Here is a 17,382-nt window from a genome sequence, read left to right on the forward strand (position 1 = left end):
ATCGCTTGCTTCTCCTGATCTATATCCACTTCGATTGAATCTATGCAATTTACCTCCTCCAAGCCCTCTAAAGCTCGTCCCACACCATTTGGTGCCTCTCGTTTTACAACCAGAGTGCTGTACAATCCGGTCGTTAATCAATTGCGGCGTGGTTCCATCGGCACTAAATTGTTTATCCCAATCATGGGGTCGGCGTTGGTCGGAATTGTTGGTATTGCATTTCTCTTTGGCGAAATTGTGAAATTTCAGGCTGAGCAAGAGATTCAGCAGACGCTAACTGATAGAGTTCATGTGGTTGAAAATACCCTGGGGCAAGCTGAACTTTTAGCAAAATCGCTGCAAGCGAGCCTTTTAACCCTGCATGTTCGTAAAGCACAAACGCCAGACACGTTTCATCGGCTCACGTTAGAGCTGTTTAAATCCAGACCTGACTTTGTCATGGGTTTGGGGTTTGGTCAAAGCCTGAATGGGGTTTTACCCGCAGAACCGTGGTTCTTCTCATACTTCCATACCGATTCAGGTGAGTCTGAGGAGGCTGGTCAGTTGCTGGCAGCACCCAATGATACGATTCGATTTGTGAGTGGCAACCAGGCAGGCAGTTTTTATCCTGAAACCGATCGCTATCAAACCTACTTTTTAGCTCAACGGGATCTGTGGACGAAACCCTATACCTCTGGCGATCGGGTTCAAGCTACCCATTACACTCCCATTTTTGATGGTCAGGGTAAATGGTTGGGAACGGTGTTTGTGGATATTGACCGAACCTCGCTCACTACGGCAATTGAAACTCCGGTTCTATACGACAATGGGTTCATTGCTCTCCTCACAGAGTCCGGTGAGGTGATCGTTAACCCATCCGGTTCGGAGAGTGTTGATCAACCGCAAACCTATCAGTCGATTCCTGATTTAGCGTCCATCTGGCCTAAAGTCAATGCTGCAAGATCTGGTTTGGTTGAGAGCGAACAAGGCTATTGGGCCTATGCTCCCGTTGCAGGCAGTAACTGGATTGCCGTGGCGTTTGTGCCTTACGATGTGGTGTTTAACCGTGTAGCTGTCGTTACAGTTGTAGGAACGCTTGTCGTTGCGGTGTTGCTCGCGTTGACGGTGGCTCTCTCCGTGCGATATTTAAATCGCCGTCTGCGACCCATTTTAGATGAATGCAATCGGTTGGCCGAGGCAGATGCAGACATTGTGACATTGCAACAAAATCAAGATGAGATTGGGCGAGTCACCACTTCATTCTTTCACCTGTTAAAGCAACTCAAAGCAAATGAGGAGCGAATTCGTCAGGAGGTGGCTTACCTGGTTCGTGCAGAAGAGCGATTGCAGCAGGCGGCATTAACTGAGGAAGAGAGCCGAGCTTTACAGGCTGAAATTGAAGATATTCTTGATGTTGTGTCTGCCGTTGAGCATGGCAATTTGACGGTATCTGCACAGGTTAACCCCCATGTCACTGGAGCCATTGCTGATACGCTAAACCGCTTAATTGAACGGCTGGAACGGATTTTGGCAACCATTGCCACGGCATCGGAACGGGTTGTGAGAGGAGCCGGAAATCTGGAACGATTGTCGATCGCAGTAGCAGAGAATGCTCAGTCGCAAACTCACTCGGTGGCTCGGGTGCAACACTTGATGGAAAACGTTAATCTCCTTTCTCAAGATGCAGCCAAACGAGCAGTGCAAACTAATCAAGCGGTGCAATTGGCGCAGGTGGCGATCGATCAAGGGCAGCACGAAATTGTTGGTATGACGAAAGGCATTGATGTGTTGCAGCAAGGTATGGATCAAATCGTGAAGCGCACGCATACTTTGACCAACTACATTGAGCTGGCGGGTCAATTTGCCAAAGACCAAAAGCGGATTGCAGCCATGACCCGAATTCTGGCGGTGAATGCATCGATGCTGGCTAGCCGTGCTGCGGCACAGCAAGACCCGGCGCAACTTTCGGTTATTACTCGCGAGTTTGAGACGATCGCCGCTCAGGTTAACACTCTAGCAACCCAGACTAATCAAAGTTTGGTAATGCTGCAACAGCGAACCGATCAAATCCACACGGTGGTGTCTGGTCTTAGCCACGATGTGCAGGGAATGAGCCATCAAATAACAAGTTTTACCGCTGGGGTACATCAATCCCAGCAGGCGTTTGACACTGTTCGTTCTGTTAATGAACAGGTCATGCAACTGGGAGAGCAAGTGTCTCAATCGAGTCAGGCGATCGCTGGTTCGGCTCAAACCACATTACAGTCCGTTCTGGAAATTTCTACAATTTCAGATGAAACGCTCAGCCGGGTTGACCTCACCCAACGGCAGGCAAGGCAGATTGAGCAGTTAGCCAAAACCTTGCTGCAAAATGTGAATTTCTTTCAGCTACAGCCTCAAAATCAGCCTAAGCCAGAGTTGATCGACCGTCCAGTGCTGGCATTGATTCCAAGTTCTACCACTGGATTGGCTCCTACTGACTCAGATCATCATCTTACGGTTGATATCACGGCTAGCCAGCCTGATGATTAGCCTCTCGGTTCGTTCAATGCTGTCTTTGAATCTCTGATTATGTCGAGTCCAGAAATTGATCCAGCTAATGGAGTAGAGGCGATCGCTGATGCTCAACTGCAACAAGAGCTATCTGGCCTGTTTATCCTGGATACGCAGACCTACCTGCAAAGATATAGCGATATTGTTCAGCAGCTCTGCCCGCACTCCTGGAAGGCCGATATTCAGGAACTCTATCGTTGTGTTCACACAATTAAGGGGGGTGCTGTTACTGTTGCGGCTGAACCCATGTTGTATTGTGCCAGTGCGTTAGAAGATGTCCTGTCTGATTTGCGCTTTCTAGACCTGCCTCCACCCACAACCGATCAGTATTTGAATTTAGCTCTGCTAGAAGCAGGAGAACTGTTGAGTGGAACGCTAAGCTTCCAGCCAACGGCTGATGTTGAACCTATTCTCAGCCGCATTCGCGCCATTCATCAAGAGATTCGTGAGCGATACCTGCCGCAATGGAATGAACAACGACAAATTCAAAAGGAGTTTGCAGAACAAGGGCTTGATTTGGTGGTGCTGGAGCTAGAAATTGCTCTGGAACGGCTGCCCCGTACTGGGAGCGTACCGGCTACCACGATCATTGAAGCCCGACAGACTCTAACTCAACTCCAACAGATTGGCCAAGAGTTGGGGTTTGCCTCTGGTTGGGAAGACCTGCTGAACCAGGCACAGCAGTTGTTTACCCACCCCGAAAATGCTGTGTGGCGATCGCAGTGGATTCGGTTATTTCAGGCGCTCAAAAGTTGTGCCCAGCGGAATGGTAGTCCTGTTTTCTTTGCTTTCCAATCCTTTGATCTAACCGATGAAGACCCCAGCCAGCAATACGATGAGGAGCAGAAAGCGGCTCTGGAGATTCAAGATGCTTTGAGTATTCTGTCGGATATGGGGATTGAGCAATTAGATGCGCTATCGTTAGATCCCTCTATTTCTGCCGCTCCCTTATTCATTGAACAGGAGCAATTTGATGTCTGGTTGGATGATCCAGATGATGATGTAGAGGCGATCGCCACTGAGCCATTAGCCCCAGACCAACCGTTAATAGCCTCTGAGCCTGCTGTTGAATCCTTCGTTGAATTTGAACCGGATGATATTTGGTCAGATGATTTTGTCCAGGAAGAAATCTTTAAGGAAGGTGCGTTCTTAGAGGAATTGAATCAGCCAGCTTCAGCAGGATTTGAAATTGAAGGTCTGGATCTCTCGTCTATCTGGGATGACCCAATAGAATCAGCAGAACTAGCAGAAACGATTAGTTTCTTTGATGAACATGAGGCCGAAGAACACCATCCAACAGAATCAGCAGAATTAACAGAACTAGCAGAAACGATTAGTTTCTTTGATGAACATGAGGCCGAAGAACACCATCCGACAGAATCAGCAGAATCAGCAGAATTAACAGAACTAGCAGAAACGGTTAGTTTCTCTGATGAACGTGAAGCAGAATTCGAGTCTGACGAACACGAGCAGATAGAATTAGTAGAACTAACAGAACTGGCAGAACTGGCAGAAGCAATTAGTTTCTTTGATGAACATGAAGCAGAATATGAGGCCGAAGAATACCAGCAAACAGAATTAACAGAACCAGCAGAATTAACAGAACCAGAAGAATTGGTAGAGCTGACAGAAACGGTTAGTTCATTTGATGAACGTGAAGCAGAATTCGAGTCTGACGAACACGATCAAACAAAACTAGCAGAACTGGCAGAATTAGCAGAGTTAGCAGAGTTAGCAGAGTTAGCAGAAACGGTTGGTTTCTCTGATGAACGTGAGGCACAATACGAAACCAAAGAACACGAGCAGATAGAGTCACTAGAATTAACAGAATCAGCAGAACTAACAGAACTGGCAGAACTGGCAGAACTGGCAGAAACGATTAGTTTCTTTGATGAACATGAAGCAGAATACGAAACCAAAGAACACGAGCAGATAGAGTCACCAGAACTAGCAGAATTGGTAGAAACGGTTAGCTTCTTTGATGAACATGAGGCCAAAGAACACCATCAAACAGAATCAGTAGAACTAACAGAATCACCAGAACTAACAGAACTGGCAGAACTGGCAGAAACGATTAGTTTCTTTGATGAACATGAAGCAGAATACGAGGCCGAAGAACACGAGCAGATAGAGTCATCAGAACTAACAGAATCAGCAGAACTAACAGAGCTGGCAGAGTTGGCAGAAACGGTTAGCTTCTTTGATGAACGTGAAGCAGAATTCGGAGCCGAGGAACCCCATCAAACAGAATCACCAGAACTAACAGAGTTAGCAGAAACGGTTAGCTTCTTTGATGAAAGTGAAGCAGAATATGAGGCCGAGGAACCCCATCATACAGAATCAGTAGAGTCAGTAGAACTAACAGAATCAGTAGAACTAACAGAACTAGCAGAGTTAGCAGAAACGGTTAGCTTCTTTGATGAAAGTGAAGCAGAATACGAGGCCGAGGAACACGAGCAGATAGAGTCATCAGAACCAACAGAATCAGTAGAACTAACAGAACTAGCAGAGTTAGCAGAAACGGTTAGCTTCTTTGATGAACATGAGGCAGAATACGAGGCCGAGGAACACGAGCAGATAGAGTCATCAGAACCAATAGAATCACCAGAACCAACAGAGCTGGCAGAGTTGGCAGAAACGGTTAGCTTCTTTGATGAATATGAGACAGAATATGAGGCCGAGGAACACGAGCAGATAGAGTCATCAGAACCAATAGAATCACCAGAACTAGCAGAGTTAGCAGAAACGGTTAGCTTCTTTGATGAACATGAGGCAGAATACGAGGCCGAGGAACACGAGCAGATAGAGTCATCAGAACCAATAGAATCACCAGAACCAACAGAGCTGGCAGAGTTAGCAGAAACGGTTAGCTTCTTTGATGAACGTGAAGCAGAATACGAGGCCGAGGAACCCCATCATACAGAACCAACAGAGCTGGCAGAGTTAGCAGAAACGATTAGTTTCTTTGATGAACGTGAAGCAGAATACGAGGCCGAGGAACCCCATCATACAGAACCAGCAGAATTAACAGAAACGATTAGTTTCTTTGATGAACGTGAAGCAGAATATGAGGCCGAGGAACCCCATCATACAGAATCAGCAGAATTAACAGAATCACCCGAACTAATAGAATTACCAGAACTAATAGAATCACCAGAACTAGCAGAACTGGCAGAGTTGGCAGAAGCGGCTAGCTTCTTTGATGAACATGAGGAAGAATACGAGTCAGAGGAACATGAGCTAGAGGAACACGTTCAGGACGAAGAATTGGTTGATCTTGAAGCAGTTGTTTCCCCTCTTGCATCGGAGAGTCAGGAAAAGCAGACCGTGGATTTGAGCGACCAAAGCTGGTTAAAACAATCCACTCCTCCCAATGGAGATGCTGCTCTGCCACACCACACGCAGGAATTGCCTTTTAGCCTAAACAGGGTTCCAGATAGTTTGGCGGCTCCTGTTCTGGCAAACGTCAGTTCACCAAAACCAAATTCTGTGTCCGATATCGAGAAGGTGCAGATTCCGGTTCCTTTAGACAAGCTCAATCAATCCTCTCAACATTTAGTAGAAACCCTGCTGGCGCTTCGTACCGCTCAAGGCTTTTATCAAACGCTGCAAACTCAAGTTGCCCAACTTGTAGCGCTTGCTCAGGAGGGCGTTCAATACATTGCTCATCTACGACAGATTCAAGATGACTATGCTCTTTTGGATCAGTTGAAGAACGATGCACAGATTGCCTCGCAAGGTCCCAGCCCGGAACGCTATCGTCAGGGATATACGGTCATTAATCGCCTGTTAGAAACAAATCTGCGCTTGTCTGAAGTTGGAGCAGAAGCCGGAAGGACAACTCAACAAGTTGGGGATAATTTACGTAGCCTTGATAACAATATTCTTAAACTACAAAACACGGTTGAAGATAGCCGTCTTGTGCCGTTTCAGAGTTTAATGTTTCGAGCCAAGGCTGTACTTCGCGACTTAATTACCCGCTATGGCAAACCAGCGCAACTGGTGATTCAAGGCGAAAAAACTGAGCTTGATGTTCGTATTGTACGAGATCTGGAACCTGCGATACTTCATCTAATTCGCAATGCGTACGGTCACGGGTTGGAGACTGCCGCTGAGCGAGTGGCTCAGGGAAAGCCAGAGCAAGGTACGATCGCATTGTCCTTACGGCGACAGGGCAATGCCTTTCTGCTTGAGTTTAGTGATGATGGTCGGGGTATTGAGGCTGAACTCATTCAAGCGAGAGCAACCAACCTGGGGTTACCGCTAACCAGTACACAGACCTCTGCCGACTTGCTGGCTGTCATTTGCCAACCGGGCTTTAGTTCTGAAACCAATGTTAATGATTTGTCTGGGCGGGGAATCGGCATGGATGTGGTGGCCGCTCAGGTGGCTCGCCTGGGAGGACGGCTTAACCTCTACACCAGTATTGGTAAAGGAACCATTTTTTCCTTCCACTTTCCGGTGCCTCGTTTGCTCGTTTCCTGTCTTGTGGTGCGATCGGGCGACCACACCTTTGCCCTTCCGGTTGATGATGTTAAAACAATTAACCTGTTTAGCAATCTAACGGCAACCCCGGTGAATGATCCTGATTGTGTTTACTCATGGACGATTCAGGAAACCAAACCAATACCGGCGTTAGATGTATTGGAGTATTGGCAATGTCGTTCTATTCGTCGTCCGGTGGTAGAAACAACGATTTGCATTTATGTGGACGATCAAGACATGCGGCAGGGCGTTTGGCTACTGGCCGACGAACTGTTAGAACAAACTGACCTGCTCATCAGCCCATTGCCAGCACCATTAATTGCACCAGAGGGATTAATTGGTGTTAATCTGCAAACGAACGGTGCTTTAACTCCAGTGTTGGAATCTCGTGCTTTAGTAAAATGGGTATTGTCTGATCCTGCTAGAGCGATCGCAGCAGCGCCTCATGACCCACTAGAGCCAGAGCCTCCAGAGAACTTTTTGGAGGAACGCAGTATTGCTCCAACCATTTTAATTGTTGATGATGCCGCACTCATGCGGCGGCGGTTGGAAGCCACTCTTAATGCCTCCGGTTATGTTACCCATACCTGTGTGGATGGACGAGATGCCTGGAACTGGCTACAAGATCATCCCAATCCTCATCTAGTCATTACAGACATTGAAATGCCCAATATGGACGGCTTTACGCTGGTTAACCATTGCCGACAATCTGGACTTAGTATCCCTATCCTTGTCATTTCGTCGCGGTTATCAGAAGAATGGTCTAATGAAGCCAAACGGTTGGGGGCAACGGATTATCTAACCAAAGGGTTTTCGAGTGTAGAATTGCTCAATAGAGTAACCTCACTGCTTAGTTTAGCGGTTCATTAACGGTTGGACGTTGCGAGTCGAGCAGAATTATTGACGGTCGCGGCTGGAGATCTCATTTAAGATCTCCAGCCGCATCTGTGCATCTATTTTGCGATCGCTCACTATTTCCAACACGCGAATACCACTCACCGGAAGGGGATTTAGCCGTTGAGCTAACTCTTGCCACGATTGAATGCGGATATGTTCAACGCCGTAGGTTGTACACAATTGGGCAAAATCAATGAATTGTGGAGTTGCAAAATACTCCTCAAACGGCGGATCAAATTGGGCGATCGGCAACAGTTCAAAGATGCCGCCTCCATTGTTATTCATTAACACAATGGTTAAATGTCCTTGAAAATGGTGTCGTAGCAAAAAACCGTTCGTATCATGCAGCAAGGCTAAATCGCCCGTAAGTAAAACGCTGCTCTGGTTGCGGTGTGCCAGTCCCAAGGCTGTAGACAGTGTGCCATCAATGCCGTTTGCGCCACGATTAACAAAGGGTTGAATTTGGCGATCGCCCGGTTGCCAAAACCATTCCATATCCCGTACTGGCGTGCTGTTGGCAATGAATAAGGGCGTTTGGGCTGGTAAGCATTGTGAGAGCATCCAGACCACTTTCCCTTCAAATAAGCGCTCTGTGTTGTGGAATTGAGTATCCATACGTTGTCTGATGGTGGCATTAACCGTCAGCCAATCATCCAGATAGGCCGTGGAGATAGGCGGACGCAGAAACGGCGGGTCTTGATGGCTTAAATGGCTTTGCAATGCGGCCGCTAATTGCTCAATGGACAATCGCCAATGAACGGTTTTTAATGACAGCGGATCAAGATTGCGATCGCCCTCGTCAATGATCCACTGCAATGGCTGTGTGTGGGTTAACCATTGCCGCAGTTCCTTGCTGGTTGGCATTTCACCAACACGGATCAGCAATTTGGGAGCCAGCCGTTCAGCCGTTTCGGCATGGCGCAGCAGTGGGTCATAGGTGGTAATGATATAAGGATTCAGCTCAACATAATTGCGAACGGGCGAGAGTCCTTCTGCTAAGACCGGAAAGCCAAGGGTTTTGGCAAGATAGGCGATCGCGTCACAATACTCCCTGGGCGATCGGGGTTGCGCTACTCCGGCAATGATGATGCCGTCACCAGGGCTACCCGAAGGGCTATGAGACTTCAAACGGGCAATGAATGCCGCTATATCAGGAACAGCAGCAGACCGAGGTTCCGCCTGTTTGATATCCGGGTGAAAAAAATGGTCTAAATCAAAGTCTGCGGCAAAGGCTTGAGCGGCGGGTTGCGGTATGGGAATTAGCGGATCGCGGAAGGGAAGGTTGAGGTGAACGACTCCTGGTACAGGGTACTGCGATCGCTCCCAGGCATGAACCAGCGTTTGTCGCAGATACGCCAGCAGCGCCCGATCGAGCGCTGGAACGGCAAGTTCGCTGTACCAGTTGGGGTAGCTGCCGTATAGTTTTTGTTGATCTACGGTTTGCCCTGCGTTACACTCACGCAGTTCGGGGGGGCGATCGGCCGTCAAGACCAGTAACGGTATGCGGCTTTCTCTGGCTTCAATGACAGCGGGATAAAAGTTTGCCCCGGCTGTGCCAGAGGTGCAGATCAAGGCGGTTGGTCGTCTGGTTTGGCGGGCAAGACCCAGGGCAAAAAACGCGGCGCAGCGTTCATCCAATACCGGAATAGCTTCAACGGTAGGATGTTGGGCAAAAGCGATCGCCAATGGAGCCGATCGCGACCCCGGACAAATGACGGCAGTGGTTAACCCCAGGCGGTATAGTGTTTCAACTAAAACAGAAGCCCAAACGGTGTTGGTGTTGCGGAAGTCGATCGGCATTCGATGAGAGTAGTACGGTTCAATCCTCTTCTCACCTTACTCGCATCGATGCCCGTTCTCACGTCCATCAGCCGGGTACACCTGTGATTTCGTATTATTCTTGATGGTCTGATGATGAAGGCGGAGAGTTTCTGTCCCAAACGTCAACAACCAGTCTAAAGGGTGATCGCTCTACATCGTCTCTCAGTTACTGTCACCTGAACCAACGACGAAAGATCTGCCAGCAGGCTACTAACCACCTTAAAAAGCCACCACTGCGACATTTTTGATTTTTGGGCAAGGAATCATCACCAATTTGAGGTGCTGTGTGACGCTCAACCACAATCTTCTGTCCAATGTTCAGAATTACTGCATTACACTTCTCGACATCATTCTGAAAGCCAAGCCTGTCGAATAAGTTTCGAGCGTCTTGATAAGCGTTGACAGCTTCCCACTTTTGATCGACTCGTACCAATGCGTGCGCCAATATGTATAAAGTGACAGCTTCATTGTAGCGATCGCCAATTTGATGACTAATATTTAGCGACTGTTGATAAAGCTCAATAGACTGCTGATAATGTCCTTGAGAAAAGTAAAGCTGGCCTATCTCCTTCAAGGTACGGGCTTCTCCCAGTCGGTCACCCACCTCGCGATAGAAGCTCAGCGCCTGCTCATAGTTAGAAAGTGCCTTACTATTTCGGTTAAGGAATCGCAAGACATCGCCAATCGCAGCCAAGGTATTGGCTTCTCCCAGTCGAGAGTTGATCTCGCGATAAAGATTCAGCGCCTGTTCATAGTTGGCCAACGCCTCATTACTTCGTTTTAGGCGTTGCAAGACATCGCCGATCGCCAGCAGGGTATGGGCTTCATCAAACCGAGAGTTGATCTCGCGATAGAGGCTCAGCGCCTGTTCATAGTTAGCCAACGCCTCAGTATGACGAGCAAGGAATCGCAAGATATCGCCGATCGCAGCTAGGGTATGAGCTTCTCCCAGTCGATCGCCCAACTCGCGATAAAGGCTCAGCGCCTGTTCATAGTTGGCCAGTGCCTCAGTATGACGAGCAAGGAATCGCAAGACACCGCCGATCTCTTTCAGGGTATGAGCTTCTCCCAGTCGATCGCCCAACTCGCGATAGAGGCTCAGCGCCTGTTCGTAGTTAGCCAATGCCTCGCCACTTCGTCTCAGGAATCGCAAGACATCGCCGATCGCCAAAAGAGTATAGGCTTCTCCCAGGCGATCACCCAACTCACAATAGAAGTTCAACGCCTGCTCATAGTTGTCAAGTGCCTCGCTACGCCGATCAAGGAATTCTAAGACATCGCCGATTGCTTTGAGAGCATGGGCTTCTCCCAGCCGATCGCCCAACTTCTTGGCTAGATCATAAGCGTGCTGATACAGTTCAAGTGCCTTAGATACATTATCTCTCAGCCTGAAGTACAAATCACCTAAGCGCTCAAAGCTAGAAACCAAATCGGCTTCTAACCCCAGTTCTGTTTGTAACGCGATGGCTTTCTCAAGGGCTTGAATACCGAGCTGACGTTCTTGAGGGTGATCGATCGCTTGACCTTTGAGCCATCGACTTGCATAGGTTCGCCCTAAACTGTCGTAAAGCGTCGCCAAAATGGGAGCATTGCTGCCCTGCTCCGCTTCGGTGGTGGCAATCAGTTGCTTCAACTCCTCCAGTGGCAGACCATCGCTATCCGCTCTACTGGTGATTGAGAAAGTCGGCAATGGCATCGCGGCGACGGGTTCGTTGGCCTTGACCTGTCCTGTGAACCAAAACACACCACCGCGCCAGCTCCAAAAATCGGGTGCCCGTTGCGCCATTCGCACCAACACCGGATTGGTAAGCCACAGCACAATGGGATAGCGAAACTCTCGTAGTGATTCTCGCGTCCATTGCAGCGAAAAGAAAAAACGTTCCTGTTCTGATCGTTCGGCATCTAGCTTCACAGTAATCAGGTCATCTATACCCAACACCGTAATCGCTGCTGGATAGCCCTGCTGCAAATAGTCATCGCTTTGCACCAGTTGCAGTAGCGTTGACCGCAAGCTGGGTTGTTGCCACGGCAACCGTACCCGATAGGGACGAATACCCTGCTGTTGTAACTCTGCCTCATACTGTTGAATTAAGTCTTCTCGTAAGTTGCGATCGTCGCAAACGGCAATCAGCAAATTCAGAATGCCTTCACTGGACTCCAGTGCAGCCATCAGTTTCTGATAATTCCGCCAGTTGTCGGGTTCAGCATCAACCGCTTGCATAGGTCATTCCACCTTTAAATTAGGTTCTCGCGCTTGAGCAAATCCACCACAATTGGATGAATGTCATACCACAAATCATCATTTTCATATTCCAACACATACAGTCCGTGCAGTAGCGACAAAAACTCTGGACTTTTGGCATCGGCAGGCTTTAAATTTTTGTAGGTTTCTGCTAGCAGATTGTAGAGGTTCATGCCCAACGGACGGGCAAATTCGTTCCGCAAATTCTTGAGGGCTGCCGTCAACACATCATCATTGATTTTGATATCCTGTCGATCGGGTTCCGTTCGAATTAAAAATGTACACTCGTTACAGCATTCCCTAGCAATCCGTACCAATTCTCGAATCACACCGCCACTTTTTAGTACAACGTTTCGAGCAGTAGCTGGCTCGATCAAATCATCCGGGATTCGCTTATACAACACCTGTAAAAACAGGTCAACTTTGCTCTCTTGTGGCACAGAATCTGGCTTGTGGCTCTCTACTCTATTGTAAAACTTAGAAACCGACATCAACTGAATTCGTGGCCCAATCGATTGCAACACGGCCAGCACGTCATTATTGCGGATCGCCGAAATCGGAATTGTAAACACAATCCGAAATTTGGGCAAAAACAGTGAATTGATGTTGTCTTTATAAATATTTTCAACCAGTTCTAGATCGAGTTTATCCAGGTCATCAATTACAACTAATACTTCTTTTTTTGTTGCAGCTTGAATGAATCCTGCAATTTCATCAGCTTTCTTGGCCAAATCTCCGATTCTGTTTTGATATGTTTTTCTAATTTCTTCACGGAAGGTGTCCTCATTCTTGAGCTTGGCAGTAAACAGCTTAAAAAAGTCGCCCCCCACTCCAACCTCTTGTTTAAGTTCTTTCGTTACAATGTCGGTTTGCGTTGTAGTGAACCAATCCAACAACGATTTGCGCGTCTCCTCGGGAATAGCAACCTGCCGTTCAGTGGCTTTGCTGAGCAAGCTAAGGGCGATTGTGTACAAAATATTGACATGGTTAACGGCTGACATTTCAATCAGATCGGCGATCGAGAAAAAGACAACAAAATATCCCTGCTGCATCATCTGCCGAGCAAATTTTGCCAACAGCGTCGATTTGCCACAACCACGATGTCCTGCAAAAATTACCTTGCCATTGGGTGGAGCATTCTCAACTGCCTGTTCTAATCTAATCACCGTATCACCGCTGTAGTCGACCCGAAAGGCTTCAATTTGCTCAGCGGTGAGCAACGGAAACAGTTCGAGATCGCGATATGCTTGCCGAAATTGTTCTAAAAGTGCTTTGTCTACCATATTGCTTCCCCACTGCTTCTGATTATGATACTGACCAACATTGCTCCATCAGGAGGGGCGCGCTCAATTCGAAACGAATCACTATACTCAACTCCGTAAGCGCATGTAACAATTGACCTGCTGACTCTCTCAGTTTCGATTGCTCGCACCAAGAACATATAACGAGCAGCACTAACCCGACCAGACACGACAAACTCGACACTTTGATCGACCAGATCGGTCGGCTCACTGAGGGTATAACACGGGATTTCAGGAGTTTCGAGTAGAATTGGCCGAACAACGTCAAGAGTTCGAGCGCAACTGGTCGGGTTAAAGGCACTTACTCAGCAGTAGGCCGAAACAGTTCGGCGACACGCAGAAGGATGTTGCACGGTTGCCAGCGCTCGCCATAAGACTGATTCAGCAAAGAGCATCTTAAACCAATGATTGCAGCAGCGCTTGCAGTTTTAGCTTTACCTCGGCCAACTCGCGCTCTGGTTGCGAACCCGCTACAATCCCTGCCCCTGCGTAAAGACGGGCGTGATGTCCCGAAATGAGAGCAGAGCGAATGCCGACAATGAATTCAGCATTACCGTGACCATCCACCCATCCCAGGGGTGCAGCGTAAAGCGATCGCCCAAAGGTTTCGTGGTGGTGAATTTGCTCACAGACAATATCCCTGGGCAGACCAGCCACCGCAGGAGTAGGGTGCAGCTCGGCTACAATCTCCAACGGATGCAAATCAGCGGGGACTTTAGCCTGAATTGGCGTATGCAAATGCTGAATGTTTGACAGTTGCAGCAATCCCGGTGTAGAAGCAAAGGCTGGTATCAGGCCAAGCTGTGCCAATCGTTCTGTAATAAAATCAACCACGACCTGATGTTCGTGCCGTTCTTTGTGGCTGCTAAATAGCCGATGGGCAAACGTCTGATCGTCGGCCAGCGTTTTACCGCGCGGAGCTGAACCGGCCAGAGCATCCGTAATTAGCAACCCGTCGTTGATGCTAATCAGCCGTTCGGGACTGGCTCCAATAAAGCTAGGCCCTTGCCCACTGCTGGTGGAAAATACGTAACAGTCGGGGTGTCGCTGGCGCAAATGGTGGAGAGACTGAAGGGGCTGAAACGGAAAGCGCGAGGTTACATCTACCGCATGAGCCAAAACCAGCTTGTCGTAGTGCTGTTGCTGAATTTCGCTGAGTACCGCAGCCACGGCGGATTGAAAATCGTTTGTATCCGTAATAGTCCATTTGCTCAGGTGATCTCTGAGGCGATCGGGCCAATCCAACAAACTATATTTTGCCAGACGAATAGTTTGAAATTGATGCCAAATGGTTTCAGTTAAAGACTCTAAATTAAGCTCAGAATGAATGAATAGATTCGTCTGGCTAATGCACTGATTTTGCTGACGAATAATTTGCCATTGGGGCAAGAAAACAGTAGCCGATGGAAAAACTGAACATGGCTCTAACGGTTCATCAAAAAACGTAAAACTGCAAAAGAAACGGGGTGTTGAAACCGCTCCGTTTATTGAAGCATTTGAAATGAAATGAGGATGATACTTGTGAATAAAATGTTGGGCAGAGACAAACCGCTGAGTTCCATCAGTTTGTAGAAGTTTAGCGGAAGAGAGAGCAGCGATCGCTTCTCCACGCAAACGATTTTCTAAATAAAAATGCGGTTGATCTGGCTTTGCTAATTCATGTAAAGCAGCAAGCGGATCAACCGGATCAATGTTTAAAGCAATACTCACCAATTGGGGATGATTCTTCTCAATTGATTGCTGTTGACATACTAGAAGAAATTGATAAAGCGTCTTTTGATCTTGCAGTGGATTAGCACAGTGGGGTAGGACTGGCATGGAAGCGAACGTCAAGATTTCCAAAGCTAAATTGCTGGCTTACAATCGTGCAACTGACCATCCATACAGGTAACACATTTCAGAGACCAAACGCTACTAGCGCATCGGTTTGATGAATATATTTAACAAGAAATAGGGTCAGTTCGTTCACCTAGCTGATACGCACTGCAATAAGCCAGCCCATAAGCGATTGCAGAAGCCGCTCATTTACCAATACACCCGTGACCCCTGAAGGTAGCGAAGAGCAAGTCGTACACTTGTAAACGAATCGTTTAGTAGTGCGAGTTTCCTTTGCTGTTCGAAGAGTTTCAACCGATCGCTGCCATTGCCACAACACCAACCGCAGCCCAAACCCTCCTGTCGCTCTGCCAGTCCGAGGCCATGACGCTATGGGTGCCAGAGGCGATCGTGTCTCAAATTCACTCTACCCATTCTGCCAATTTGCAATCGTTCAACCAACCGCTGAAAGCCCATCTGGCCGAGTTGTGGACAACGCACCAGAGCCTTGTATTTGGCCTGGCGACCGGAGCCGTCACGCGGCTGATTGCCCCCCTGTTGCACGACAAATCCTCTGACCCTGCCGTGGTGGTGGTAGATACAGCAGGGCAGTTTGTGATCAGCCTGTGTGGTGGGCACCAGGCCGGAGCCGATCGCCTTACCCGATCGATCGCCCTATACCTGAACGCAACAGCCGTACTGACTGGCAGCGCCAACCATCTGCAACTGCCGGGAATTGACGTACTGGGAGTGCCGTTCGGGTGGCAACGGGGAACGGGTGATTGGACGGGGGTAAGTGCCGCGATCGCTCGCCAGGGAACAGTGCAGGTGATTCAAGAAGCGGGTTCAACCCTGTGGCAGTCCAGTTTACCCAGCGGCCATCCGTTTGAGTTTGGCTTTCCAGAGCATTCGGCAACCGTGCAACCGGCTGCCACCCCACCTGCCGCTCGCGTTTGGATTAGCCCACTTCAGCGAACATTCTCGCCAGAATCCGATTTTCCAAAGGTGCAGTGGCATCCTCGCGTGCTGTGGGTTGGCATTGGGTGCGAACGCGGCACGCCTCAACTCGTGATCGAAACAGCCGTTCAGCGAGTGCTACAGGCGCATCACCTGGCAGACGGGGCGATCGCCGGGATTGCCACCATTGATCTCAAAGCCGATGAAGTCGGTCTTGTGGAATTTTGCCGCGATCGCCACCTGCCGCTGCGGTGTTTCCCCGCCGACCGCTTACGCTCGGTTCCGGTTCCTACGCCATCCACTGTTGTGGAGGCAGAAGTGGGCACCCCCAGCGTGGCAGAAGCCGCCGCCTTACTGGCAGCAGGACTGGAGGTGCCCCAGGTAGAGCAACGCGATACACCTGCAATTAATCTGCGAGTGCCCAAGCAAATTGTGCGAATGGACGGACAACCCGGAGCTGTAACCGTTGCCATAGCTCAGACTCAGCACGAATTTACTGGACGCAGCGGCAACCTGTGGCTGGTGGGCACCGGGCCGGGGCAACTGGCGCAAATGACACCTGCGGCTCAAACTGCGATCGCTCAGGCCGATATAGTCATTGGCTATTCACTCTATATTGAGTTGATTGCACCCCTGCTGCGCCCCGGACAAATCATCGAAGCATTGCCCATCACCCAAGAGCGGCAGCGAGCCGAACGGGCGATCGCCCTGGCGCAGTGGGGTTTAACCGTCGCCGTTATTTCCTCCGGCGACTGCGGCATTTACGGCATGGCAGGGCTAGTGCTAGAGCAACTGCAAGCCCTCCAGTGGGATGGCAAAACCCCTGCTCTCCAGGTTTTCCCTGGAATTACAGCGATGCAAGCTGCTGCTTCTCGCGTGGGTGCACCATTAATGCACGACTTTTGCGCCATCAGCCTCAGCGATCTGCTCACACCGTGGGAGGTGATCGAAAAACGTCTGAATGCAGCCGCCCATGCCGACTTTGTTACATCACTCTATAATCCGCGATCGCAATCTCGCACCCAACAAATTGCGATCGCCCAACAAATTTTTCTTAGCCATCGCCCTGCAAATACACCCGTTGCGCTCGTTCGTGCCGCCTACCGCGCCGACGAACAGATCACCCTCACAACCCTGGCAAACCTGCTAGACGAACCCATTGACATGCTGACAACCGTCATCATCGGCAACCAAAGCACCCGCTTCCATGCAGATTGGATGATCACCCCACGAGGCTATCTGGGTTTTGAACCTCAACCCAATCGTCTGTAGCCGATAGACACCCAACAAAACCCTTGCCACTCCTGCAATGCAACGCGATGTATCCCACCC

7 protein-coding genes are annotated in these 17,382 nt (G+C 49.1%); 3 read left to right on the forward strand and 4 right to left on the reverse strand.

Going from position 1 to position 17,382, the window contains the following annotated elements; all coding sequences use genetic code 11:
• Window positions 1–42: 42 nt before the first annotated feature.
• Both IQ268_RS25335 and IQ268_RS25340 read left to right on the forward strand, forming a co-directional pair.
• Window positions 43–2,511, forward strand: coding sequence for a methyl-accepting chemotaxis protein (locus tag IQ268_RS25335; protein ID WP_193885074.1), 2,469 nt, complete (start codon window positions 43–45; stop codon window positions 2,509–2,511).
• 39 nt (window positions 2,512–2,550) lie between these two features.
• Window positions 2,551–7,887: a response regulator gene (locus IQ268_RS25340; protein WP_193885076.1), complete on the forward strand. Its 5,337-nt coding sequence runs from the start codon at window positions 2,551–2,553 to the stop codon at window positions 7,885–7,887.
• Window positions 7,888–7,914: 27 nt separating this feature from the next.
• Here the strand turns inward: IQ268_RS25340 and menD are convergent, their stop codons facing one another.
• The 4 genes from menD to IQ268_RS25360 form a co-directional block, all read right to left on the reverse strand.
• Window positions 7,915–9,714: a 2-succinyl-5-enolpyruvyl-6-hydroxy-3-cyclohexene-1-carboxylic-acid synthase gene (gene menD / locus IQ268_RS25345; protein WP_193885078.1), complete on the reverse strand. Its 1,800-nt coding sequence runs from the start codon at window positions 9,712–9,714 to the stop codon at window positions 7,915–7,917.
• A gap of 193 nt (window positions 9,715–9,907) precedes the next feature.
• The gene (locus IQ268_RS25350; protein WP_193885080.1) at window positions 9,908–11,956 is read right to left on the reverse strand and encodes a tetratricopeptide repeat protein; all 2,049 of its coding nucleotides are present in this window, start codon (window positions 11,954–11,956) and stop codon (window positions 9,908–9,910) included.
• Window positions 11,957–11,970: 14 nt separating this feature from the next.
• Window positions 11,971–13,260, reverse strand: coding sequence for an ATP-binding protein (locus IQ268_RS25355; protein ID WP_193885082.1), 1,290 nt, complete (start codon window positions 13,258–13,260; stop codon window positions 11,971–11,973).
• Window positions 13,261–13,674: 414 nt separating this feature from the next.
• A complete protein-coding gene (locus tag IQ268_RS25360) occupies window positions 13,675–15,096 on the reverse strand; it encodes an isochorismate synthase MenF (protein WP_193885084.1) in 1,422 nt (473 codons plus the stop codon).
• Window positions 15,097–15,390: 294 nt separating this feature from the next.
• Here IQ268_RS25360 and cobJ point away from each other — a divergent pair, with 294 nt between their 5' ends.
• Window positions 15,391–17,322: a precorrin-3B C(17)-methyltransferase gene (cobJ, locus tag IQ268_RS25365; protein WP_370584702.1), complete on the forward strand. Its 1,932-nt coding sequence runs from the start codon at window positions 15,391–15,393 to the stop codon at window positions 17,320–17,322.
• Window positions 17,323–17,382: the final 60 nt, after the last annotated feature.

Source organism: Oculatella sp. LEGE 06141 (assembly GCF_015207605.1).
GTDB lineage: Bacteria > Cyanobacteriota > Cyanobacteriia > Elainellales > Elainellaceae > Oculatella.